Origin of the sequence: Mycoplasma miroungirhinis (assembly GCF_013008815.1) — a bacterium.
GTDB classification, from domain to species: domain Bacteria; phylum Bacillota_I; class Bacilli_A; order Mycoplasmatales; family Metamycoplasmataceae; genus Metamycoplasma; species Metamycoplasma miroungirhinis.
The window spans coordinates 569964-595083 of sequence record NZ_CP053097.1 but is presented as its reverse complement, the minus strand read 5'-3'; the positions used below and the strand labels follow the sequence as shown (position 1 = coordinate 595083).

General features: G+C 23.5%; 18 protein-coding genes and 1 pseudogene. 8 read left to right on the top strand and 11 right to left on the bottom strand.

Annotation, left to right across the window (positions count from 1 at the left end; translation table 4 throughout):
• Positions 1–25: 25 nt before the first annotated feature.
• From HLA92_RS02530 to HLA92_RS02515, 4 genes are read right to left on the bottom strand one after another with little or no spacing between them, the layout of a single operon-like run.
• Positions 26–1597, bottom strand: a complete 1572-nt coding sequence (locus HLA92_RS02530) for a hypothetical protein (RefSeq protein ID WP_171113222.1) — start codon at positions 1595–1597, stop codon at positions 26–28.
• Between the two features lie 9 nt (positions 1598–1606).
• The gene (locus HLA92_RS02525; protein ID WP_171113220.1) at positions 1607–3427 is read right to left on the bottom strand and encodes an ABC transporter ATP-binding protein; all 1821 of its coding nucleotides are present in this window, start codon (positions 3425–3427) and stop codon (positions 1607–1609) included.
• Positions 3427–5229 (bottom strand): ABC transporter ATP-binding protein, encoded by a 1803-nt coding sequence (locus HLA92_RS02520; protein ID WP_171113218.1) that lies wholly within the window; start codon positions 5227–5229, stop codon positions 3427–3429. Before HLA92_RS02520 ends, HLA92_RS02525 begins: the two co-directional genes overlap by 1 nt.
• A gap of 22 nt (positions 5230–5251) precedes the next feature.
• Positions 5252–8062 (bottom strand): cation-translocating P-type ATPase, encoded by a 2811-nt coding sequence (locus tag HLA92_RS02515; protein ID WP_171113216.1) that lies wholly within the window; start codon positions 8060–8062, stop codon positions 5252–5254.
• A gap of 142 nt (positions 8063–8204) precedes the next feature.
• Between HLA92_RS02515 and HLA92_RS02510 the strand changes: the two genes are divergently transcribed.
• Both HLA92_RS02510 and HLA92_RS02505 read left to right on the top strand, forming a co-directional pair.
• On the top strand, positions 8205–9050 hold the full coding sequence (locus HLA92_RS02510) for an HAD family hydrolase (protein WP_171113214.1): 846 nt from the start codon (positions 8205–8207) through the stop codon (positions 9048–9050).
• Positions 9051–9137: 87 nt separating this feature from the next.
• Positions 9138–9665, top strand: coding sequence for an adenine phosphoribosyltransferase (locus HLA92_RS02505; protein ID WP_171113212.1), 528 nt, complete (start codon positions 9138–9140; stop codon positions 9663–9665).
• A 124-nt stretch (positions 9666–9789) separates the two neighbouring features.
• On the opposite strand, the gene HLA92_RS02500 is transcribed toward HLA92_RS02505, so the two are convergent.
• The 4 genes from HLA92_RS02500 to rpmH form a co-directional block, all read right to left on the bottom strand.
• On the bottom strand, positions 9790–10224 hold the full coding sequence (locus HLA92_RS02500) for a hypothetical protein (protein ID WP_171113210.1): 435 nt from the start codon (positions 10222–10224) through the stop codon (positions 9790–9792).
• A gap of 836 nt (positions 10225–11060) precedes the next feature.
• The gene (gene yidC / locus HLA92_RS02495; protein WP_171113207.1) at positions 11061–13019 is read right to left on the bottom strand and encodes a membrane protein insertase YidC; all 1959 of its coding nucleotides are present in this window, start codon (positions 13017–13019) and stop codon (positions 11061–11063) included.
• Positions 12997–13335, bottom strand: coding sequence for a ribonuclease P protein component (rnpA, locus tag HLA92_RS02490; RefSeq protein ID WP_171113205.1), 339 nt, complete (start codon positions 13333–13335; stop codon positions 12997–12999). Before rnpA ends, yidC begins: the two co-directional genes overlap by 23 nt.
• Before the next feature lie 2 nt (positions 13336–13337).
• The gene (gene rpmH / locus HLA92_RS02485) at positions 13338–13484 is read right to left on the bottom strand and encodes a 50S ribosomal protein L34 (RefSeq protein ID WP_171113203.1); all 147 of its coding nucleotides are present in this window, start codon (positions 13482–13484) and stop codon (positions 13338–13340) included.
• Positions 13485–13852: 368 nt separating this feature from the next.
• On the opposite strand from rpmH, the gene dnaA reads away from it, so the two are divergent.
• The 4 genes from dnaA (at position 13853) to HLA92_RS02465 (ending at position 19738) form a co-directional block, all read left to right on the top strand.
• Positions 13853–15211, top strand: coding sequence for a chromosomal replication initiator protein DnaA (dnaA, locus tag HLA92_RS02480; protein ID WP_171113201.1), 1359 nt, complete (start codon positions 13853–13855; stop codon positions 15209–15211).
• Positions 15212–15222: 11 nt separating this feature from the next.
• On the top strand, positions 15223–16350 hold the full coding sequence (gene dnaN, locus HLA92_RS02475; RefSeq protein WP_171113200.1) for a DNA polymerase III subunit beta: 1128 nt from the start codon (positions 15223–15225) through the stop codon (positions 16348–16350).
• A complete protein-coding gene (locus HLA92_RS02470; RefSeq protein WP_171113198.1) occupies positions 16350–16562 on the top strand; it encodes an RNA-binding S4 domain-containing protein in 213 nt (70 codons plus the stop codon). The genes dnaN and HLA92_RS02470 overlap by 1 nt, the downstream gene beginning before the upstream one ends.
• 386 nt (positions 16563–16948) lie before the next feature.
• The gene (locus HLA92_RS02465) at positions 16949–19738 is read left to right on the top strand and encodes a hypothetical protein (RefSeq protein WP_171113196.1); all 2790 of its coding nucleotides are present in this window, start codon (positions 16949–16951) and stop codon (positions 19736–19738) included.
• A 1825-nt stretch (positions 19739–21563) separates the two neighbouring features.
• On the opposite strand, the pseudogene HLA92_RS02460 reads toward HLA92_RS02465, so the two are convergent.
• The 3 genes and pseudogenes from HLA92_RS02460 to HLA92_RS02450 all read right to left on the bottom strand — a co-directional run.
• Positions 21564–21794, bottom strand: a pseudogene (locus HLA92_RS02460) (biotin/lipoyl-containing protein); the annotation flags it as partial.
• A gap of 4 nt (positions 21795–21798) precedes the next feature.
• Positions 21799–22500 carry a 2-oxo acid dehydrogenase subunit E2 gene (locus tag HLA92_RS02455; protein WP_171113192.1) on the bottom strand — a complete coding sequence of 234 codons (702 nt, stop codon included), beginning with the start codon at positions 22498–22500 and terminating at the stop codon, positions 21799–21801.
• A gap of 3 nt (positions 22501–22503) precedes the next feature.
• Positions 22504–22755 (bottom strand): hypothetical protein, encoded by a 252-nt coding sequence (locus HLA92_RS02450; RefSeq protein ID WP_171113190.1) that lies wholly within the window; start codon positions 22753–22755, stop codon positions 22504–22506.
• Positions 22756–23115: 360 nt separating this feature from the next.
• On the opposite strand from HLA92_RS02450, the gene HLA92_RS02445 reads away from it, so the two are divergent.
• On the top strand, positions 23116–23556 hold the full coding sequence (locus HLA92_RS02445) for an LSm family protein (protein ID WP_171113188.1): 441 nt from the start codon (positions 23116–23118) through the stop codon (positions 23554–23556).
• A gap of 8 nt (positions 23557–23564) precedes the next feature.
• Entirely contained in the window at positions 23565–25118 is a 1554-nt protein-coding gene (gene nusA, locus HLA92_RS02440) for a transcription termination/antitermination protein NusA (protein ID WP_171113186.1), read from the top strand.
• Positions 25119–25120: the final 2 nt, after the last annotated feature.

Sequence of the window (25120 nt, the reverse complement as noted above, 5' to 3'; positions counted from 1 at the left end):
CTAAATACTTTAATTTTTGATGGTGTTAACTTTTATTTAGTAAATTATCTATAAAGAATTTTTTCATTTCTTTTATTTTAGTTGTGTTGTTAGTAATGTAAAAATAAAACATTAATTTATTTTCTTTTTTATCTAATTTGATTGTTAGTCATTGTTTATTTGGAAAAAAGAATTGGAATAGAAATAGTTCTTTAGAGTTGTTTTTTTCAATTAAAAGTTTTTTATTTATGATATTTAAATGAGCAATTTCATTAATTCTAGATAATCATTTCACAATATCTTGATTTAAATCAGAATCAATTTGAATGCTAAAATTGATGACTTTTTGATTTTCTAAATATTTTCTAATACTATTAATTTTTAGATTTAACCCATTATTTTGAGTTAGTTGATAATTTAGTAGTTCAGATAAAATTAAAAACATCATAATAGGATTAAATTCACTCATATGTTTTATGTTGCTAAAGAATTTTGCATCTTCGTTGATGTAAATATATTTTGAAGGTAATTTAAAGTCATTTTCATCAAATAATTGAGTAATTTTTAATTTATCTTCAAAATATTTTTTAGTATAAGCTTTTATTTTATCGGAAATGAAATCAGATAGAATTATTTCATTTCAGAAATTTTCATCAGATTCTGTGTTTTGTTCTAAACCTAGATAATCAATTATTAAAGCAATCATATCATCATTACTAATTTTTTTAAATTGATTTAGTCTTGTGTGTTTGTAAATGGATAATTTTTGATTATCTTGAGCAAAATCAATAATATAAAAATTTTTTAATTCCTTTACATATTTAAAAGTAAATAAATAGTCATTACGAATAAAAAATTCTTTTTCTAAAAATTTATATGAAAAATCTAATTGCCCTAATACTTTAGTTAAAATGTTTTTATTTGCATTAGTTGGGATAATTCCAATTTTGAGCATTTTTTTATCATTAGTTCTTAATCTTAGTTGCAAGATGTTTTTAACATATTCTTGTAATAGTAATTCTGTATTTAAATATGTAACTTCTGGTTCTGAGTGTCAAAAAATATTATTTGGTTGTGATGAATCATATTTTTGTTGTACGTTGTCAATAAAACGACTTGGTATTTTAATTCCATCTCCTTGATAAAAGGAAATAGATTTCAGTTTTTTATTTTCTGAAAAAAAACCAAAATGTATTAAAACTGTGAAGTTTTTAATTTGTTTTAAAGTAAAAAGAGCAAAATCTTTAGTAACAGGTTGATTATTAATTTGTAAATATGTTTGTATTTTTTTAGAAGATAAAACATTTGCAAATGCTAGAGCTGCGGAATTTAAAGTTGCATCTGAACCATCATGAGTGACTAAAATTTTTATTTGTGACAATTCTTGTTGTTTTTGTAAAGAATTTATTAAAACTTCAACAAATGCAGAGGCTCATTTTGATGCTATAAATTCATTAATTTGTCATTCACCTAATCCACAAGGACCAATAATTTCTGAGTTATTAATATTTATTTTATTAAAAAAATTTGTGTTTACGTTTGTTGATTCATTTTTAATAGTTTTAAGTGCTTTTTTATTTTTTTGATAATAATTTAATCAAATTTCTCATTCATTCATAAATACTTCCTAATTATTATTTTCAAAACCAGTATTATACATTTTGGTATAAAAACCATTTAATGCCATAAGTTCTTGGTGTGTTCCTTTTTCAATAATTTCTCCATTATTAACTACTAATATTAAAGTTGCAGATACTATTGTGGAAAGACGATGTGCTATTACAAAAGATGTTTTACCTTTCATTAAATGTAACATTGCGCTTTGAATTTTCTTTTCTGTTTGTGTATCTACATTAGACGTTGCTTCATCTAAAACTAAAATATTTTTATTTGCTAAAATTGCTCTAGTTATTGATATTAATTGTCTTTCACCTTGACTTAGGATTGAACCAGTTTGATCAATTATTGTATTATAGTTATGATCTAATTTTAAAATAAAATCTTCAGCAAAAGATGTTTTTGCAGCTTGCTTGATTTCTTCATCAGTTGCATTTAAGTTTCCATACCTTAAGTTTTCTAAAATAGTACCTTTAAATAAATAAGTATCTTGTAAAACAATAGAAATTTGTTCTCTTCAAGATTTTTCATTAATTGATAAGATATTTTTATTATCTAAAAGAATATTTCCATTTAATGGAAAATAAAATTTAGATAATAAATTGACAATTGTGGTTTTTCCTGCACCAGTAGGACCAACAATTGCAATTGTTTGTCCTTTTTTAGCTCAAAAAGTTGCGTTTTTAAGTTGTAATTTATTTGGATTATTGGTATAAGAAAAATCAACATTTTCAAATTTAACATCACCTTTAAAATCATTAATATTTTCTAATTGTGTTTGATCTATTTGAGGTTTTAAATTTGTTAGTTCTCTTATTCTAGAACTTGAAGCAACAGCAGATTGTAAAGAAGAAACAATATCAACTGATTCTAATAATTGATTAGTAAACATTTTTAGATAAATAGTAATTACAATTAAATTTCCAAAAGTTAATATTCCATTTCCACCATTTTTGTTATTAATTATTAATAATGTACCAACAATGGTAACAATTAATTGTAATATCATACTTGCAAAATTTGAATATGGATATACCATTTGTGAAAATATATTTGCCTTTAGCGAAGGTTTTACTAATGAATTATTAAATTTATCAAATTCTTTATTGACTCATTCAATTTTGTTAAAAGATCGAATTAAGTGTTGTCCTTTAATAATTTCTTCAATATAACCATTTAGATTACTTAATGTATCTTGTCTTTTTCTAAATTGCGGCATTGCAATTTTTAAAAATATAAATGCAAATGAGTATAAAAAGATGATTAATAATATAGATAATAAAGCCAAGTAAGGACTTATGATAAAAATTAATAATATGGATAATATTGTAAAATTGATCAAAATCATAAATTTAGAAATAACCAATAAAAGACCTTGAGCAAGCATATCTATATCATTTGTTAATGTACTCATTAAACTACCAGAATTTTGCTTATCAAAATAACTTATTGGCATCTTCATTAGTTTATTATAAGCTTTTAATCTTATTTGAGTTGCTGCTTTTTGGCTTGATCTGACACTAATTATGTTTGTTAATAGTATCATTAAATTACTTATAATATAACAAATTGCAATGGTGATTAAAATTAAAATAAAGTTATTTGTATCTAGTGGTTTATTTAATGCTTGTGAAGAAAAATATTTATCAAAAACTCAACCTATTAAGTAATTAGTTGCAATAATAGTTGAAGTTGCTATTAAAGTAATTAAGTAAATCAAAAATATTGCATATTTAGGAATATCATATAAACTAATTAAATGTTTAAATTCCTTATAATAATTTATGTTTATTTTTTCAGCATTTGGTTGTTTAGGTGGTGCAAATCTCATTATTTACCTCCTTGTGATTGAAAAATATCTTGATATAGTTTATTAGTTTTTAATAAATTACTATGAGAATCAAATCCTGATATTTTTCCATCTTCAATTACAATAATTTTATCTGCTTCACGAATTGAATTTAATTTTTGACTAATAATAATAGTTGTTAGATTTTGGAAATTATTTTTGATATTTGCTCTTACTTTTTGATCTGTTTTGTTGTCTAATGCACTAGTTGAATCATCAAAAATAAGAATTTTAGGGTTTTTTAAAAGTGTTTGAGCAATAAACAATCTTTGTCTTTGTCCTCCACTAATGTTTGTTGAGTCTTGTGAAATATTATGATCTAAATTATCTTCGAAATTATAAACAAAATCATATGCATCAGCTATTTTTAATACTTTATCAATATCTTCTTTTGTAGCATTTGTATTTGCTAGATGCATATTTTTTAAAATACTTCCACTAAATAAAAATGGTTTTTGATAAACATAAGAAATTTTATTGTTTAACTTTTCTTGATTATAATTTTGAATATTTTCATTATCAATTAAAACTTCACCTTTTTCTACATCTCACTCATGTACAATTAAGTTAGCAATAGTTGTTTTACCAGAACCTGTAGGACCAATAATTCCTATCGTTTGACCTGATTGGATTTTAAAGTTTAAATTTTCTAAAACACTTTTTTCTGAATCGTGGAAATAACGGAAACTAACATTTTTAAACTCAATTGTACCTGATTCAATTTCCTTGTTATTATTTTTATTGGTTAATAAATTATTTTTAATATTTAAAACTGCAAAATATCTTTTTGCAGATACTTGGCTTCTAAATAAATATACACTAACAAAAATACTAATTACCAGTCCATGAGTAACTACTTGTAAATAACCTATAAAAGTATTAATAGAAACAATGAAATTTTGATATTCATTTATATTTTCCTTAGTTATATTTTCTAAACTTGGTCTTGAAAAACCTGCAATTGCTAAAATAATAACTGTAGAGATATGAATTAATGTCATTGTAACAATAAATGCAAATATTTGTATTAAATTACTTTTGATTGATACACCCATTCATAAGTTGCTAATTTTTGCAAATTTAGATTCTTGATTTTTTTCGAGATTATATGATTTTATAACTCTAACACCATTAATACTTTCTCTGGTTTCTAAATTAATTTTGTCAATGATTTGTTGTTGTTTTTTAAACAAAGGTAGTCCTTTTCAAAAAATTAATCCAATAAAAGTTATAAGTAATGGTATTAGAATTGCAAAAGAAATAGAAAGTTTGGTGTTTGTTAATAATGCAAAAATAAATCCACCAACAAAAAATATCGGTCCTAGAATAATTCTTCTTAAACTTGAAATTAATCCTTCTTCAATTTTAGTAATATCATTTGTTAAATTAGTAATTAGTTTTTCTTGAGATAGTTCATTTATTTTTTGACTATTAAGTGACTGAATATGATAAAACAATTTTTGTCTTAATATTTTTGACATATTCATTCCGACGTAGTTACTTAGTGCTGTCGAAATCATTCCGAACATTACTCCTAAAATCATTGTAGCAATGAATAAGATTGAAACATAAGTTATTGCTTGGGTAGGGTTATCATAAGGACCTAATTTTATAATCCCTATAATTTTTATAATAATATCATTATTTTGGGAAGTTCTAGATGTAAATGTAGCTACTTGAGCAATTAATTGTGAAATTAAGTTAGGAAATAGTAAAAAAATCGAAACTTGTAAAATTGCAAATAAAATACTGAATCCTGCAATGACCTTAAATTTTATTTTCATCCCTTTAATTATTCTTCACATATTATTGTCCTTTTATAAATTTTTTGCTTGGTTTTTTTATGATTTCAAAATTAGTTATCTTATCACTTTTTAAATATCTTTTTTCAATAAAATTTATGATTAATTTGTAAATTGTATAAACTGGAATAATAATAGCTACTAAACCAAAACTATATAAAATTAAAGTGGAATAAGAACTAAAATCAACAAAAATGTTAAATACTTGTGCAAATGGTTTAATAAATACAACAAGTAAAAGACATACAATACTGAAAATAATTGAAAGATAAATTTTTCAATAATATAAAGGATTAGAAATAAAAATTGATCTTTTTGTCATTAAATTTAAAGAATTAAATGTTGCTCCTATACCTATTATAAGGAAAGCTACTGTACTTGCAACTTTTACAAAATCATCATTTTTTATAGTATCAGTATGTAAGGCATAAATTGCTGCTAAATAATAACCTATTAAACTTAATATACCAATAAATATTCCTTGTCATAATGTATCTCAACCCATTCTTCTTGCAAAAATACTTTCAAATTTTGAATGCGGTCTGATATTCATATAAGTTTCTTTGGAATTTTGAATTCCCAATGCAATAGCTGGAAATCCATGAGTAAATAAATTAATTCACAATAATTGTGTAGCTGAAAGAATAAAGAATTGAAAATGTTCGTTTTGATTAAGAATGTTTTTTATTTCTTGAGAAAAAACTGATCTAAATATTAATAAACCAAAAACAACTAAAATAATTTCAGCAACCGAAGTAACTAATAAATTTTGAATGACATTTCTAATTCTTTCATAGATTTTTCTTCCATTTGATACTGCTTTAACAACAGTTGAAAAATTATCATCCACTAAAATTAAATCAGAAGCTTGTTTTGAAACTTCAGTACCAGTGATACCCATAGCACAACCTATATCTGCTGCTTTTAAAGCAGGCGCATCATTTACTCCATCTCCAGTCATAGCTACAACTTGATCTAGTTTTTGTCAAGCTTTTACAATTCTAATTTTATCTTTTGGAGCTACACGTGCATAAACTGCATACTTTTGAATATTTTGTTCTAGTTCTTCATCACTTAATTGATCTAATTCTTTTGAAGTTATTGCTAAATCACCTTCATTTAATATTCCTAATTCTTTTGCAATAGCACTTGCGGTGACAAGATTATCACCTGTAATCATAATAGGTTTCATTCCTGCTTTTTTACAAAAATCAATAGATTCTTTTGATGTTTCACGAGGAGGATCTATCATTGCAATTAAGCCTTCGAATTGTAAGTTATTTTCTATTTCTATTTCATTAGTATTTGATATATCAATATTTTGTTGTAGTTTTTTAGTAGCTAGTGCTAAAACTCTAAAACCTTGTTTAGCTCATTGATCGACTATATTTTGATATTCTGTTATATTTTGTTTATGTTCTAAAAGATTAAAAATACTTTCAGGAGCACCTTTGGTAATTAATATATTTTTGTCATTTAATTTATAAATAACACTCATTAATTTTCTTTCACTATCAAAAGGAAAATTTTTAAGTCTTGTAGTATTTTGTTTTAAATCAACAACACTTAATTGAGTGTATTTTTCATAAGCATGTAATAATGCTATTTCGGTAGGATCACCGACTTCTTCAATTTTATTTTCTTTTTTAAAAATATTAGCTTCTGTACATAAACTAAATAATTTAAATAAATCATAAAACTCATTATTATTTTGAAGATATGTATTATTTTTTCAAGCATCTACTACTGTCATTTTATTTTGTGTTAATGTACCTGTTTTATCAGAACAAATTACTGCAGTTGAACCTAATGTTTCAACGGCCATTAAATTTTTGACAATTGCATTTTCATTTGCCATTTGTTTTACACTTAGACTTAAAATAATAGTAGTAAAAGCAACAAGTCCTTCTGGAATTGCAGCAACAGCAAGTGATATTGAATTAACTAAACTAACACTTCAAAAGCTAGTACTTTTTAGATTGCCTGTATCAGTTAATTGAAAAATAATTTGTGCAATTAAAGATAAAATAAATAAAATAATTCCTGAATAACCAAATATTTTACCTAATTTATTTATTTTCAGTTGTAAAGGAGTTAGATTTGTTTTTTGCTCATTTAGTAATTTAGAAATTTTTCCAATTTCAGTATTTTTTCCTACTTCAGTTATAAGTACTAACCCTGTCCCATTTGAAACACTTGTAGAACTAAATACTTTAAATTTTTGATCTGCTATTGGTAATGTTAAATCGGTAACTGCATTAGCATTTTTTTCACTAGGAACTGATTCACCAGTTAAAGAACTTTCAATACAGTATAAATTATGACTTTCTAATAAAATCCCATCAGCACCAACAACATCACCTGATTCAATAAATAAAATATCTCCCACTACAATATCTTTACTTTTGATATTTTGTAATTTTCCATTTCTTATTACTTTTGAAATCATTGGACTCATATTTTTTAGTGCATCTACTGCTTTTTGACTTTTTATTTCTTGGATAGTTCCAATAATTGCATTAGCAACTACAACAATTAAAATAATACAAGGTTCAATAAATGAAATTGTTAATTCAGAGTTTCAGTTTCATTGTTGATTAATTCCTTGATAAATTGCTAAACCAAAAGAAATAATAGTTGCAATTAAAAGTAATATCACCATTAAATCTTTAAATTGTTCTAAGAAAAATAAAAATATAGATCTCTTCTTTTTTTCTTCTAAAATGTTTTTTCCATATTTAATTTGATTATCATTAATTTGACTGTCATTTAAACCTAATTTTGGATTAGTATTTAAATCTTGTATATTTTTCATAATAACCCCTTACACTAAAATTACTTATATAAGTAATTATTAATTTAAATTATACATTATATATAAGGAATTTTAGTGATTGTATAAAAACTATTTTATAGATTAATAATTAAATTTTGATGTAATATATTAAAATTAAAATATGAATTTAAAAGATTTAAATAACTTTATTTTTGATTTAGATGGGACATTATTAGACTCATCAAAAGAAATAAATGAAAAAACATTAGAAGCAATAAAAAAATTAAAAAAATTAGGAAAAAGATTTTCACTAAATACTGGAAGAACTCCATTAATAAGTATGAAATTTATGTCACAAATTGAACCTGATTTTCCTTGTTCATTTTGTAACGGAGCAATCATTTATGATTGAAAAAATAAACAAATGATTTCTAAAACCACTATTCCACACGACAATGCAAAACAAATCATTGATACTTTAATTTCAGAACAAGCAACTACATTAGTTTATACTGCACATTCAATTTATTATAAATATTTTGTTAAAAATAGTGAATGAGTTTCAAAATTAATATCTGTAAATGATAAATTAGAAGATGAATTTAAAGTAAATATTGCACCTATACCAAATGATTTTGATGTCACTCAACATGAAATATTTAAAATCCTTTGCATTACTGATGAAGTTAATGGAGATATGAATGAAATAAGATCAAAATTAATAACATTTAAAGATATTTACTCATTACAATCTAATGGTGTAATTTTAGATATTATTCCTAAAAATTTAGATAAAGGTACTGGTTTAAATTACATTTTTAACAATGGTTATGCTAAATTTGAAGACACTTGTGTTTTTGGTGATGAAAAAAATGATTTACCAATGTTTAAAGTAGCAGGTTATAGAGCAGTTCTAGGTCAAGCAAGAGATGAAATCAAACAAGCAGCTCAGGAAATGGGACCAACTTGAATACTTGATTCAAATGATGATAATGGAATTGGTAAGTTTTTAGAAAAATTAATGTAAGAAGTGAAAAATGATGGTAAATTACACAACTTGAAATAGTTGTGTTTTTATTTTTGATTAATAATTATTCTATATAATAATATAGTTATGAATAGACAAGACTTAAAAAAATTAATAAGAACAGTAAATGATTTTCCTACTAAGGGAATTCTTTTTAAAGATATATCATATTTATTAGCTGATGGAGAAGCTTTAAATTTTACAATAAATGAAATGGCAAAATTTACAGAAGATGCAGATATAATTGTAGGTCCTGATGCACGTGGTTTTTTATTTGGAACACCTGTTGCAGCAATTACTAAAAAACCTTTTATAATGGTTAGAAAACAAGGTAAATTACCTGGGCCTGTTATTTCATGTGATTATGGACTAGAATATGGTAGAAATGTTTTAGAAATTCAAGAAGGAATTACTAAAAAAGGTCAAAAAGCTGTCATTATAGATGATGTTTTAGCTACTGGTGGAACATTAGAAGCTATTATTAAACTTTTAAGAGCTGAAGGAGTAGAAGTTTTAAGAATAATAGTTTTAATGGAACTTGAAGGCTTTAATAGTCACCAAAGATTAAATGTACCGATTGAAAGTTTAATAAATATTAAACAAGGTGAATATTAAAAGACATATTAAAATTTAATAATAAATAATTTAAATAAAAATTAACATGGAAAGTGTTAGTTTTTTTGTGTTATTAAAAAATAAGTAAATAAAAAACCCATTATTAAATGGGTTCTTCATATAACTATTGTGTATATACATTTCTTGTTAGTGTTGATTTATATTTTACTAAAAATATTATATTGAATGCAAATCCAACGAATGGGATAAATATACCTACGATTTTTCCTATTTTTATATTTAAAAGTGTAGTATTGTAAATATTAGGTATTAAAACTAATATAATAATTTCTATAATAGCTAAAACAATTGCTGATGTTATTCATAAACCAATAAATGCACCATATAATGCAAGTGTTGAGGTTACATAACCTACACCTACATAAAATGGATCTCTTGTAGAAGCAGCAAAAGAAGCTATTGATGCAATATATGCTATTAATAGTGCAAATACGATAATAAAAAATGAAACACCAATCACTAGTCTTGCAATAGTTAATTTTCTTGCAGTTTGAATATTTTGTAAAATGTCTTTATCTTGTGTTATTGTTTTTTCCATAATAATTTATTTTAACATATATGACACTGATTGTGGTAAATAAAAAGCAATTATTAAATTGGTCTTAAAAAGTTAGTGATTTTTAATATCTTTAACACACACTTGTTTATTTCTATTAAGAAGGTTGTGTCAAAGACAAATCAAACTCTTGGAACAAAAAAACCTAATATCATCCCTATTTTAATATTAGAAAGTTTTAATTATAATCATTTGTAATTAAAATATAATAATTAATAAAATTACAATATAGATATTTGGAATTATTAAGAATCCTAAAAATGCATATATTAAGTATATTGATGGTGTATATGATGATGTTTGAATCAAAACCTTCTTATAATCATTTGCTTAATGTTGTATTTTGCTAGCAACAAAAACAAGAAAAACAATAACTTCGATAAAATCCTATTGCTGAACAATAAAAAATATTTTCAGTAGCAAATGATAAAAGTTAATATTCTAGCAACTTTCATTTTTTAAGAGGATATGTGTATATATTTGTAATTTTTTTGTTTTTAGGAACAAAAATGTTATAAAAGCAAAAAAATACTGATTTCAGTGTAAAAAATCAAGTTTCTGAGTTGAAATTAAATATTCAAAATTTGTACTTTGAAGTAATATTTAACTAATAAAATAAAGGTACATTATTTGTTAGTTTCTTGTTTTGATATTTATAATTTTGTATAAAAAAATTCAAACAACACAAATTTTATTTTGTTTGTTTGAATATAACCGATAATACTTTATCCTAATTGACTATTTTTTTTTTTTTTTTTTGAATTTATATTATTCATAATAAAGTATATCTTATTATTTCAATTTTATTATGAATATTTTTATAATTTTGGAAGAATTTTTGTTTTATAAAAATTAGTTCTTTCAATTTTTCATACTGTCATTGTTTGAAGAATTTGTCAAATTCCTGTAATAATTCAATATATTTGTAAACCAGCTTGAAATATAACACCAAATCCAACAAATACAATTGTAATAATGTTTTGCATTTTATTAGATTTACGTAAAGCTTCACGCTCATAAACATTAGTACGTCTTTTATCTTTTTTACGATTTAAAAGTTTAGGTAACATTTGAGCGACTAATTGAATTAAAACACTTATTAAAATAATAGGTAAATATCTGTATTCACCTGCTAATAAGTTTTGATAACTTGTAGCAGACATTTGTATTCCATATCATACTGAGTGTTTAATTTCTGGTGAAGCTTGTACAATTCTAAACATAACAATTAAAATAGGCATTGCAATTAATGAACTTACCATTGCAGTAAATGGATTTGCATGATTTTTTTTGTACATTTCATTAATTTCTTGTTTTTTCTTTTGCTCCATTTGTTTATCACCTTTATATGGAGCATATTTTGCTTCAATTTTTGCTTTTTTATCATTTAGTTCTTGTTGCTTTTGTGAAGCAAATATACTTTTGTAACTAATTGCAACAACTATTAATTTAGTAATAATAACAGTAATTAATAATCCTATGATGACAGATCATCCACCTAATTGGCTTGTTGCATTTATTATTCCACCTAATAATTGGTTGATTGGATAAACGAATAATCCATAAAATGGTCCAAATTGTCAATATTCAGCTCAAGTAGCAATTGGACGATGAGCTTCTCCAAATAGTGAATTTAATAAAGTAGAATTACTATCAATATAATTACCCTTATCACTTATTGTTTTAAAAGTAACTATATTAAATCCTTCATTATTTTTATTGTTAGAAACAAATGATAAACCTGTTAAATTTCCATATTCAATTGTATTTGAATGAATAAAACTTTCAACTTTTGTAATAACATTTATTTCTTCTTCTGTTAATGATTTATCTTTTTTATTTTGTAAATTTTTTATGAAACCATTAATAGTTTCTAATGCAGTTGCATCTTGTGATACATTAGCATTTTTAAAAATACTATCTCAATAAGTTATTGAATTTGGGTCTTGAGAATTTAATTTAGTTTTACTTAAGTCATCTTTAAATAATTTTGTTGAATTACTTATTAATGCTTGATATGTATCTCGATTGAATTTTGCCTGTAATGAAGTTGTTAGTAAATAATTTGGTAACACAGAAATGTTGATATTTTTAATTTTGTCTTTAACATCTATTTCAATTACCTTTTCCTTGTCAATTCCATTTTCTTTTTCAACAATTTTTTCTTGAGTTTTTTTAGTAGTTCATTCTAAATTTTGAATGTTATAAATATTGGTTCAAGTTGTTACATTATCATATTTTTTAATAGATCCATTTCCTTTTTCATCTCCTTTTGCAAATATTAAATATTTATCATTTGTTTTATATATATTACCTGATAAATTTTTACCTTCTGCATCTTGAAGTTGAATTCCTAAGGTTTGTGATTTATATGTATATACATCACCTTCATTATTTGTTATTTGTTGATTAATTGCTTTTAGTTCATCAATTGAATCAGCTTTTAAATATGGATTGTCTTTAACAATTTTTCCATTGTTTGATCTATTAAAAGCTTGTGTATCTTTGTTGTATGAAAAAACTTCAATATTTGGTGAAATATCTTGCTTTTTTAAATATGTTTCAAAACCTGTACCAACTTTAACCGGTGAACGTAATCCAAATGACTGTGCACAACCTACAAAACCTGTACCAATAACAAAAACAATTAATAAAATTTTGATCCATTTTCAAACTTTTTTGATTATTGTTTTTGTTTCTTTTTTTATATTTTTATCATTTGAATTATGCTGGGGATTAAAAAAGTCGTAACGTTTAGATCTTATTCTTTTGGGCACTACGAATCCTTTCATAAATTTTTTGAATTTCTTTTTCTTTACTTGAAAAATCAAGATTAAAAAAAGGTTTTCTGATAATGATTACACTTTGAATTAAAATATCTTCAAAGTTATTTTTGCGTATAATTTGTCTTATTTGATTTTTATACTTGTTACGCAAAACTGCGTTTGCAAATGTTTTGGGAATTGATATACCAACTTTAAAGATAGGACTTGGTAAGTAATAAATAATCACATTTTTAGACACAAATTGTTTTTTCGCATTGATTATTTTTTGAAATTCCCAGTTTTTTTGAACAACATTTAACTTAGTCATTTTTATTTTTTATCTGAAACTGTTAGTTGTTTTCTTCCTTTTGCTCTTCTAGCTTTTAACACTTTTCTTCCATTTTTAGTTTGCATACGAGCAAAAAAACCATGAACTTTGATATGTTTACGTTTTTTTGGTTGATATGTTCTTTTCATAAAAAGCTCCTTTTAGTATTGATTTGAAAATAATTTCAAGCTGATATTAAATTATGTATTATTATTTTATCAAATTATCAATAAAACAATAAGAAAAACAATAATATCAATAATATTATCTTAATATTAAATTAATAACATAATTGTAACACAACTACAAAATATATTTGAATTTATTTTTAAAAAAACAATTATTTTTGAAAAGTGTATTTATTTACACTTGAAAAATGTTATTAAATAAAAAAAGTACTTATTTTAAGATATTTTTTTACTAAAAAATGTAAATAATAATGTAAATAAAATCCAAAAAATTGGTTTTAAAAAATAATTATTTACAAAAACATTAATATAATTTTATAATTTAGTCTATGACTATGAATTCTACAAGAAAAATAAACGAAAATGCTGATTTAGAAATAAATAATAAGTTACTTCAACAAGAATTCGAATCAACATCAAATGATGTAATTTTATATGATTCATTTTTAAGTTTAATTAAAATTATTAATCACAAAGATAATAAAGTTTTTTTATTTGTTCCTGAACAAATAAAAGTATATGTGGAAAGTAATTATAAAGAATATATTTATAAATGCATTAGCGAAATATACCCCAATACAAAAGAAATTATTTTTAGTTCAGATAATATTTCAAATAATAATGAAACTCAAACATTACAAACCAAAATAAATCTAAGACCAGATTTTACTTTTGATAGTTATACTAAAGGAAAATTTAATGAACAAGCATTATTAGGTGCTAAAACAGTAATTGAAAATTTAAATGGTGAAATTACTTTTAATCCTTTATTTATATATGCTTCAAGTGGTCTAGGTAAAACTCATTTATTGCATGCGATTGGTAATGAATTAATAAAAAAAGGTAAATCTTGTTTATATATTCAACCTAATATTTTTATAAGACCTATTATTGAAAATTTAAAAAACAAAAATCAAGCAGGAATTAATAAAATTATTGATGATTGTTCTAAATATGATTGTTTAATGTTTGATGATGTTCAAGAATTTGGTGGTAAAGAAAATACTTTAAATGTTTTATTCGTAATTATTAATAATCATATTAGTGCAAACAAACAAATTATTATTAGTGCAGATAAAACACCAACAGAATTAGGTGGCTTTGAAGAAAGATTTATTACTCGGTTTTCAGGTGGAATAACATTTAAAATTAATAATCCTAGTGTCGAAGACATTATTAATATTTTTAAATTTAAATTCGATAAAGAATCAATGGATTCATCAAAATTTGATGATAAAACTTATAAATTTTTAGCTCGTAATTTTTCAAGTAGTATAAGAAACATTGAAGGTGGTGTCAACAAAATTAAACTTTTTTATAAAAATGACAAAAAGTTTAGATACGATACTGATTATTTAAAATCAATTTTAACTGACATAGGTGTAGTAAGTGAATCAGTTACACCTGAAAAAATTGTTGATACAGTATGTAAATATTACGGGATCGAAAGAAAAAAAGTCATTGATAAAAATAGAAGTCAAAATGTAGTTAAAGCTAGAAGAGTAAGTATGTGATTAATAAAGGATCTTTTTGATATTCCCTTTAATGACATAGGTAAAATGTTTAGTGGACAAACACATAGTTCAGTAATTGCCAGCGTAAATTATATTGATAAACACATAAAAAGCGATTCAACATTAAGTTTAGCTATTAACAAAATAAAAGATAATTTAAAGAAAATTTTATAAGAGGAGTAATTATGAAATTTAATATATCTATTCAACAACTAGATAAAGCTATTGATCGTGTATCAAAAGCATTAGATTCTAATCCATATTTACCAGCATTAAAAGGAGTTTTAATTGAAGCAACAGATTCTGCAGTTACTTTTGTAGTATCTAATACTCAAATAGCTGTTAAACATACTGTTTTAACTACTGGTTCAGATATTGAAACATTTAATAAAGATGGATGTGAAATAATTGAATCTGGTATTGCATTAGTACCATTAACTTTATTTAAAAACATTGTTAAAAAAATTGATGGAATTGTGAAATTAGAAACAGAGAATTCAGTTCTAAAAATTAAAACAGATGAAGATACTTTTGAACTTAATTTATTAGATAGTAGTGAATATCCAGAAACTGAATTTGAACAATATGGAGATAAAATCGTTTTACCATTTAATATTCTTAAAACTATTGTAAAAAATGTTTCATTTGCAGCTGCTCAAAATGCAACAAGCATAATTTTAAATTGCGTTAATATTTCTGCAAAAAATAATGTTTTAATTGCTATAGCAACTGATGGATTCCGTTTAGCACGTCAACAAATAGCAATCGATAATACAGTAGATTTTAATTTTTCAATTCAGTCCAAAACTTTAAAAGATCTTTTAAATTTTGATTTTAAAGGTGATATTAATATGTTTGTAAGTGAAAACAAAATTCACATTAATTTTGATCAAAGTATTATTCAAACAAAATTAGCTAATTTAGCATATAAAGATACTGCAAACTCAATACCGAGAAAATTTGAACAAATTTTAACAATTGAAAGAAAAAAATTAACAGAATTAATTCAAAAAGCATCGCTTTTAAATTCTGATGCAAATTCTAAATTAAGATTATCAATTCGTGATTCTGTTTTATATATATCAACAAATCGTGATGAAATAGGTAAAGCAGAAATAAAAACAACTGATTTTAGTTACAATGATGAATCACTTGATATATCATTAGTAACTAAAAATTTAACTGAAGCTATTAATGTATTTGATGGTGAAATTAATTTAATGTTTGCAGAAAATAAACAAAGAATTTTAATAGTTTCAAAAGAAAATAAAAACAATCAACAACTAATTACTCCACAAAGAGGATATTGATAATGATAATAGAAATTACAACAGAAACAATTAAGTTATCTCAGTTACTAAAAAAAATAGGTTTAGTTGAAACGGGAGGAAGAGCAAAATTCTTTATTATTGACCATGAAATAATGATAAATGGTAAAAAAGCAACTTCAAGAAATCAACAAATCAAAAATGGTGATATTATTTGAATTGATGATGAAGTCTACAAAATCAAAACAATAATTTAAATATTAAAAATAAAGAAATCATTTACATAAACATATAGTTTTAAATTTAAACTAAAACGTTTTAAATGCCTTATATTAGGTATTTTTTAATTTTTTAACAAATATAGTTTTTTTATTGCTTTAAAAAAAATTGAATTTCAAATTTTTAAATAATATATAAATTTTAAAAACCCAAAATTTTATTAATAATTTTTTAATTATTTATTTTTAGAAATTATTAGATGAATTTTATTAAAAAAGTTGTTGTTTCGTTTAAGATTTGTTTTCTTTTGTCGGTTTTTTAATTAAAATAATTAATTTTAATAAAATTGTTGTAAAATATTTTTAGATATTTAATAAATGTCATTTTTATATTGACAAAAAAAAAAAAAAAAAAGGAACATATTATGAGAAATCAGAAGAAAAATCTTTTACTTGTTGGTTCAACAGTAGCAATGACTGCAGTAGCTGCAACAGCAGCAGCTATAACAGCTTCATGTGCAACTACAGAAACTAACAATGAACAAGAATTGAATAATTCACAAAAGAGTTTCATGAGTTTAGATTCAAAAGTTAATGTTTTAATAAACACACTAGTAGATGTAGATAAAAAAGATAAATTTATTGGTAAAGAAATGTATAAAAATACCTTTGACAAATTAAGAAGATTACAATATGATGAAGTTAAATCATATAAAAAATTGAATGCAGACGAAACAAATAAAATTGATTCTGTTACAGCAGATTATTTACAAAAATATTATGTATTAGTAGATGAATTTGTGACAACATATAAAGAAGAAGTAAAAAATGCAGAAGAAGTAGAAAAACAATTAGATGGTAAAAAATATGATGGGTTAGCAGCTTATCAAGAAAAAATTTCAAAATCTAACGAAGCTATCTCAATATACAATGATCCTTCTACATCTGATGCTAATAAAGCAGAAAGAATTACTTCATTAGTTGAAACAGAAAAAGAATTATGAAATGCAACTGTTGATATGCAAAAAACATTAAATGGTGAAACTGATGAATCAAAATTAATGTATGAATTTGCATTAAAAACCGCTCAAGCTTTAATGAATTATTCAGAAGATAAACAAGGTTATGAATCAATTTTTGATGATTTATTTGTAAGAAACTTTTATGCACAAAAAATGGTATTGCCAGAAACAAATTCTGATTACGCAAAAGCATATAATTATTTATGACCAGAAACACAAGATGTACATGGTGAAAAATTCATAGGTTTCTACAGAGATGAAATTTTATTTGCAAGAGATCTATCATCTAAAATGAATGATATAGCAGATACTAAAGAACAAGAATTCAAAACAGCTTTAGATGTTGAAATAAAAAATTCAAGTGATTTAATTTCAGGATTTAATGTAACATTATTAGCAAAAATTGATGGAAAAATTAAATTAGATGAAGCACTAAAATTTGCTCAAACATATAAAATGGAAAAAGAAGAAAGAATTCGTGCTCAATTACTAAAAGAGCAAAAAGATGCATATGATAAAAAACTTGCAGAAATTATGGATATGGAACAACAACTTCAAGATCCTAAATATGCAATAATTTTAGAAGAATTAAAAACTTCTAAAGAAGCTGAAACAACACCAATTTCAGAAAAAGAAAAAAATAATACCATTGAACCAAATGATTATAATATTGCAACTGCAAAATTACAATTAGCTTTAAATAAAGCAAAAATTGCTAAAGAAGAAAAAGATAAACTAGATGTAGCTTCAAAAGCTTATGAAGATAAATTAGCAGAAGTTAAATCATATAGTAAAGATACATTGTCAACTAACCCAATTTATGTAACAACAAAAACCACTTTAGATTCTGAAGTAAAAGTAGTAGAAGATAGAGTTACAGCAGAAACTAATAAAACAGTGGAACTATATAATAAAGGTGTAGAAGATTTAAATAAAGCATTAGAAAAAGCAAAATTAGACAAAGAAAAAATGGATGCAAAAGCAGCTTATGAAGCTTCAAAAACAAGAGCTGAAACATTATCTACTGAACTTAAAAAAGAAACTAAATATAATGCAATTTCAACTGATTTAGATGCAGAAATTGAAAAAGCACAAACAGAAGCAAATAAAGATATGACTTCTGATTATGGAGTTGCAAAAGATATATTAGATAAAGCGATTGAAAAAGCAACAAAAGATAAAAATGATTATGAATTAAATCAAGCAAAAACTAAATATGAAGCAAAAGTTAATGAAGCAAATACTAAACCATTAGATGATTATCCAACAACAAAAGCTAATTTAATGACTCAATTAGAAAATATTGATAATAATTTAGCAAATCCAAGAACTGTTGAATCATATGAAGCAGCTACAAAATTAGTTCAAGCTGAAATTGATAAATTAGAATATCTAAAAGCAAAAGAAAATAATAAAAAAGAAGCTGACAAATACACTGATCCTAAATATGTAAATGCAATTTCATATAATTCACAAAAAGTTGCAGAGCAAGATACAGTGGTAAATAGTCCAGATGTACAATCAGAAAAAATAAATAAAGCAACTAATAAAGTTACAAAATTAACTAAATTATTAATGGAATACAGTAAATATATTGACAAATTATTAGAAGCAAAATCAGATAAAGATAGTTTTGATGATGATCAAATTAAAATAGACTATAATTCAAAAATTGAAATGATTAATACAACAGCTACAGCTGATGAAAAAACAAAAGATAAATTTGAAAAAGGAATTACAGATTTAAATAGTACTATGTTATGAGCAAATAAAGCAAAATACGACAAATCTCATAAAGCAGTAAGAGATTACTTCTCAACAAATATCGTTTCTTTAGGAAAAGATTATAAAGATCAATATGAAGAATTCCAAAACAAATTTAATGAAATACAAAATAAAGTTAACACAAGCACAACATATGCTGAATATAAAACATATTCTAAAGAACTTGATACATTATTAACTACTACAAAAGAAAAAGTAGAAAGAAGAAAACTACAATTAGCTTACTTAAGTGCTTTAGATGAGTTTGTAACTGCACAGAAAAATTATGCAAATAATGAAAATACAGGAACCCAAAATAATAAACAAACTCTATTACAAACAGCACAAGAAAAATATCAAGCATATGTAGCAGCTGCTCAAGCTTATGGAGAACAAACAATACTTCAATTTTCAACAACCAAAAAATAAAAATCATAATAAATAGTTCACAAATGAGTGAGCTATTTTTTAAATTAATTTTAGTCAATGTATTATTCTTAGTTTCGTAATTAGATCCAAGAAATAGGAATAATTTTCTAGAAATTATTAAATTATATATTTAAAACATAAAGAAAATATGTCATTATATAACATTAATATGGAAAAATATCTAGTCAGATAAACAATAATGGTAAATATGATTATTGTCAAGTTGTAAAACCTATGGTTTTAAAAAGCTTATAAAAGAGTTTGTAGCTTAGGTAATATTAATTTATTAAAAGTGATAAAAATAATGAAATATTTAAAGATGGTTACCAAATTTAGAATACATTGATGATCTAAAAGAATTACAAATCATTATTAAATTTTCTTAAATCATTCATCGAAAAAACTGTTTGAACTAATATAGAGATAACAACACTTTATTCAATAATAGATTCATTCTATTGAAAAAACAAAACATAAAAATTTAGAAGAATTACTTAAATATTAAAGGGGATCTAGAATATTATAAAATAATCCAATAATAAAAAGTTTTGAAAATAGAGATAAATTTTGAAACAATATTTCTTCAAAAAATATACTTTTTACAATCTTTTAGATATTCTAGTTGATAATGAAACCAATATTTTAAAAAATATTAATGATAAAATATCAACAAAACAAATAGAAATATTGAACTAATTTTTTATGATTCTTCAACTGTTTATTTTGAATCTTTTGTTAGAGATGATTTAATAATTCTAGGTTATTCTAAAGATGGAAAATTTAAAGAAGATCAAGTTGTCATTGGAATGGCTACAGATTCAAATGGAATCTAATGTTTTTAAAAGTGTTTAAAGGAAATACATCTGATTAATATACATTTATACCTTTTATTTTAGAACTTACAAAAACTTATAACATAAATACAGTTACAATTATTACTGATAAAGGTATGTCTATAAATGAAATATTAGGTTTTTAGAAAGTCATAATATAGATTTTATTATTTCTTATAGATTAAACACATCATATGAAACTTTTAAGAAATATGCACTATAAATTTAGATGATTTTATTAAAAATAATGAAAATTTTGTGTTCAAAAGAATATTTATATCAATCTCACTAAAAAGGTAAAAGATTAAATGAAAATAATAGAAGACGAATAATTACATATAGTAAAAAACGTGCTAAAAAAAGATAATAATGATAAATAAATTTAATTGATAAATTTAATAAGAAAAAAACAAATAGAGTTATGTAAATGCTATGAAATATTAAGAATGGAACAAAATAAATTTTTTAAAAAAGTCGGACAAATGACTTTCGAATTAGATTATGAAAAATAATCGAAGATCAAAAATATGATGAGTATTATATTTATGCAGCTTCTAGACAGGTTTTTAAGTCCTGAAGAGCTTGTAGATATATATCAAAAAAAAATGACAAATCGAAGAAAATTTTAGACATTAAAATGCACTAAAAATAAGAACAATTTTTGTTCGAACTGATAAACATATTAAAGCGCACTTTATAATTAATTTGTATCACTTATTATATTAAAATATACACTTTATAAAATAAATACATTTTATAAAAATAATGGTGAATTAAAAAAATATACAAATGATTTTTTAATTGAATTATTAAATTTTTACAATCAAATAATAAAATAAGATATAAGAAAATAATTGAAACATATTTTGTTGCACCAACTATTAATTTAACAATCCAAAGAGAATTTAAAGAAATTAGTATGATATGAAATAATGGTATATAAAAAATCAAGATTTTCATCCTGATTTTTATATTATTTAAAAAGATTAACTTTCTTCAATTTCGAAAACAACATCCCCAATGGTTACTTCTTTACCTGGTTCAATTAAAATTTTAGCAATTTTTCCTGTGACTGGTGCAGGAATATCAGTTGTCATTTTATCTGTTTCAACTGAATATAGGTTATCACCTTCTTTAACTTCTTGACCTTCTGTTACATAAACTTCGGCAATTGTTCCTTCGTGTAAACCTTCTCCTACGTCTGTAAATTTCATTTGAAACATAAAATTATAATTCTCCTAATTTTTCTGGTTCTTCAAGTAATTGTATAATACGTCCATTAAAACGTCCAATGTCAGCACCATCTACTCAACGGTGATCAGCTGCAACAGTTAGAAATACTGATTTTTTATCAACTATTTCACCATTTTTACGAGCTAATTCATCAAATATAGCTCCTACAGCTAAAATTCCGATTTGTGGATAGTTCATTATTGGATTCCCGAATAAAATTCCAACACTACCTATATTTGTAATTGTAAAGTCTGCACCTTGCATATCAGCTTGAGTAATTTTTCTTCCTCTTGCTAATTCTGCTAAACGAACAATTTCTTTTTGGATTTCTACTACTGAAAGTTTTTCAGTATTTTTTATAACTGGAACTAGTAGTCCATATGGTGTATCAACTGCAATACTAATGTTGATTTGTCCAGGATATTTAATAACTCCTGCTTCTTCATCTACTTTAGCAGCAAACATTGGAAATTCCATTAAAGCAATACTTGTTGCTTTAATTACTCATGATAAGAATGTTAATTTTACACCTTGTTCTGCTAAAACTTTATCTTTAACAGATAATCTATAGTTTCATAATGCTGTCGCATCAGCTTTTTGAACTAATGATGTATAAGCAACACTGTCCATTGCATTTTTTAAGTTTTTTGCAATAGCTTTACGGATTCCTGATAATTTTTCTTCTCTTGCTTCCATTATTTATTTTCCTCCATTAGCTTTTTTAGCTTCTTCTTTTTGTTTTCTTTCAAGAATAGCTCTTTGACGAGGTGTTAAATCACCGCATGCACATTCATCTTTATTTTTTGTATCTATTTTGCATTCAGTTTTGTTAGATTTATTGCAAAATGAAAAATCTAATAGCTCATTTGAAACTGTTAAAGTTCCAACAACTGCTGGAGCATTTTCTTCTTCTGAATTTTTGTTATCTTGTACATCTTTTGAATCTAGCATAAAATCCTCCTTTATTAATTATTAAATATTTCATTATTAATTTTATACTTTTATATAAAAATTATAAACAAAAAGCTATTTTTTAATTTAAAAATACTAAAAAATCAACTTTTTTAAAAATATAATAAAATCAATGATAAAAATAATTTATTTATATAAATATGAATATGATAAATAAGTTATACATAACTTGTTAAAAAATATATTTTCTTAATTAGTTTAAAATTCTCAAAAAAAACAACATAAATCAATACATTAAATATATTAAGAAAATAACAAAAAATTTATTAATCCATTTTATTATGCTATAATAAAAAGACCTATATCAAAAGGTTACCCTTTTTGGGGTAGCCTTTTTCAATGGAGACAATTATGAACATTATTGATGAAATTTTAAAAAAATTTACTACACAAATTAGTTATTGTAAATGATTAAATACTCCAGAGGGAAGATTTTTGAGTATAGAATTAAATACTCATGATCTTAAAGAAGTAAATTTAATTACAAAAGAAATAAACAATTTTATTGATGAAATTGATACTAATGTAAATTATTATTTAGATATTTTTTCAAAAGGAATAGATTTAAATATCCCTTTTGATGAACTTAATAATTACATCGATAAAAAAATTGAAATAACATTAAATCAACCATATAAAGACAAAAAAGTTATTGAAATTATTTTAAAAGAGAATAAAATTGATGAATTATTTGGAAAAATTAATAATAAAGGTCAATTTCAAAAAATATATATAAAAAAAGACAATATAAATAAAATACAAAAAGTAATTTTTAATTAGGAGACTTTATGTCAAACAAATTTTTTGAAGAAATTTTTAATTTATCACAATTAAAAAATATTCCTTATGATGAAGTTAAAAATATGTTTCAAGAAGCTATTACAAAAAACTTTGAAAAGCTTTATGATAAAGATGCAGATTTAGAATTTATTTTTGATTCTAAAAATCAAGTATTTGAATTAATAAATCACTCTAAAATGGTCGTTGAAGATCCTGAAGATGAAGATCAAAAAGATAATTTTATTCCATGTATTCAAATTGCCTATTCTGATGCTATTAAAATAAATCCTGAAATAGAAATTGAAGATTTAATGAGTGAAAAGGTAGATTTTGAAAAATTCCCTAAAAAAGTATATTCACAAATTCTTTCTACATTTAACCAATTAACAAGAGAATATGAAAAGAAAGTCATATTTGAAAAATATTCACAATTAAAAGGTCAAATTTTACGTGCTAAATTAATTTCAAAAACAGATAAAGGAGCAGTAGTTTCTTTTGATGATGAAGTTGAAGCTTTTATGTTTCTAAAAAAAGCCAACCAAAAAATTCTTCCTGAAACAGGAACTTTAATGGATGTTGTGATTAAAGATGTTGCTGAAGATAGTAAATTTTATCAAGTTATAGTTTCAAGTTCAGAGAATATTTTATTAGAACAAATTATTAAAAACGAGATTCCTGAATTTGATACTGACGATATTGAAATAGTAAAAATTGCAAGAATTATTGGAGATAAATCCAAAATAGCAGTAAAAGCTACAAATAATAATTTATTAGATGCAGTTGGTTCAATTATTGGCTCAAATGGAGAAAGAATTAAAGCAATTGAATCAAAACTTCATGGAGAAAAATTAGAAATTATTAATTATAGTGATGATATTAAGAAATTTATTATGAATTCTCTTGCTCCAGCTAGAGTAATAGATGTAATTTTAAATGAAAACATTGAAAATGCTAATTCATTTGATGTTATTGTTCCTGATCGTCAACACACTTTGGCTATTGGAAGAAAAGGAAATAATGTTGTTTTAGCAGTAGAATTAACATCTTCTAAAATTAATGTTTTAAGTTATTCTGAGGCATTAGAAAAAAATCTTGTTTTTGGTTGAAATGGTAATATAAGTCAAGAAGAAGTTGAACTATTAGAACAAGGGCAAAGATTAAAACACCAACAACAAAAAAGACAACTTCAAAGAAAACAAACAAATACTTTTGACTTTAACTCATTATTTGAACAAGATCTTCAAAAATTTAAATCAGAATTTGAAATTGAAGATGCTAAGTTATTTGAAAGCAGAGTTTTTGATTCTCAAAACACAAATTCTACTTTTAATATTGATAGTGACTTAGAAGAGGCAATTAAACAAACAAAATTTATGGATGAAGAAGCACTTGATAATTTAGATGATAACATTGAAGATGATGAACCATATTCAAAATCATATAAAGAAGATTATGAACAAATAACTAAAACTAAATTAAGTGACTTCCATGAAGATAAAGACTTAATCCAAGGAATTGAAGATTTAGATTTAGATAATATTAATTGAGATGAAGAAGAATAATT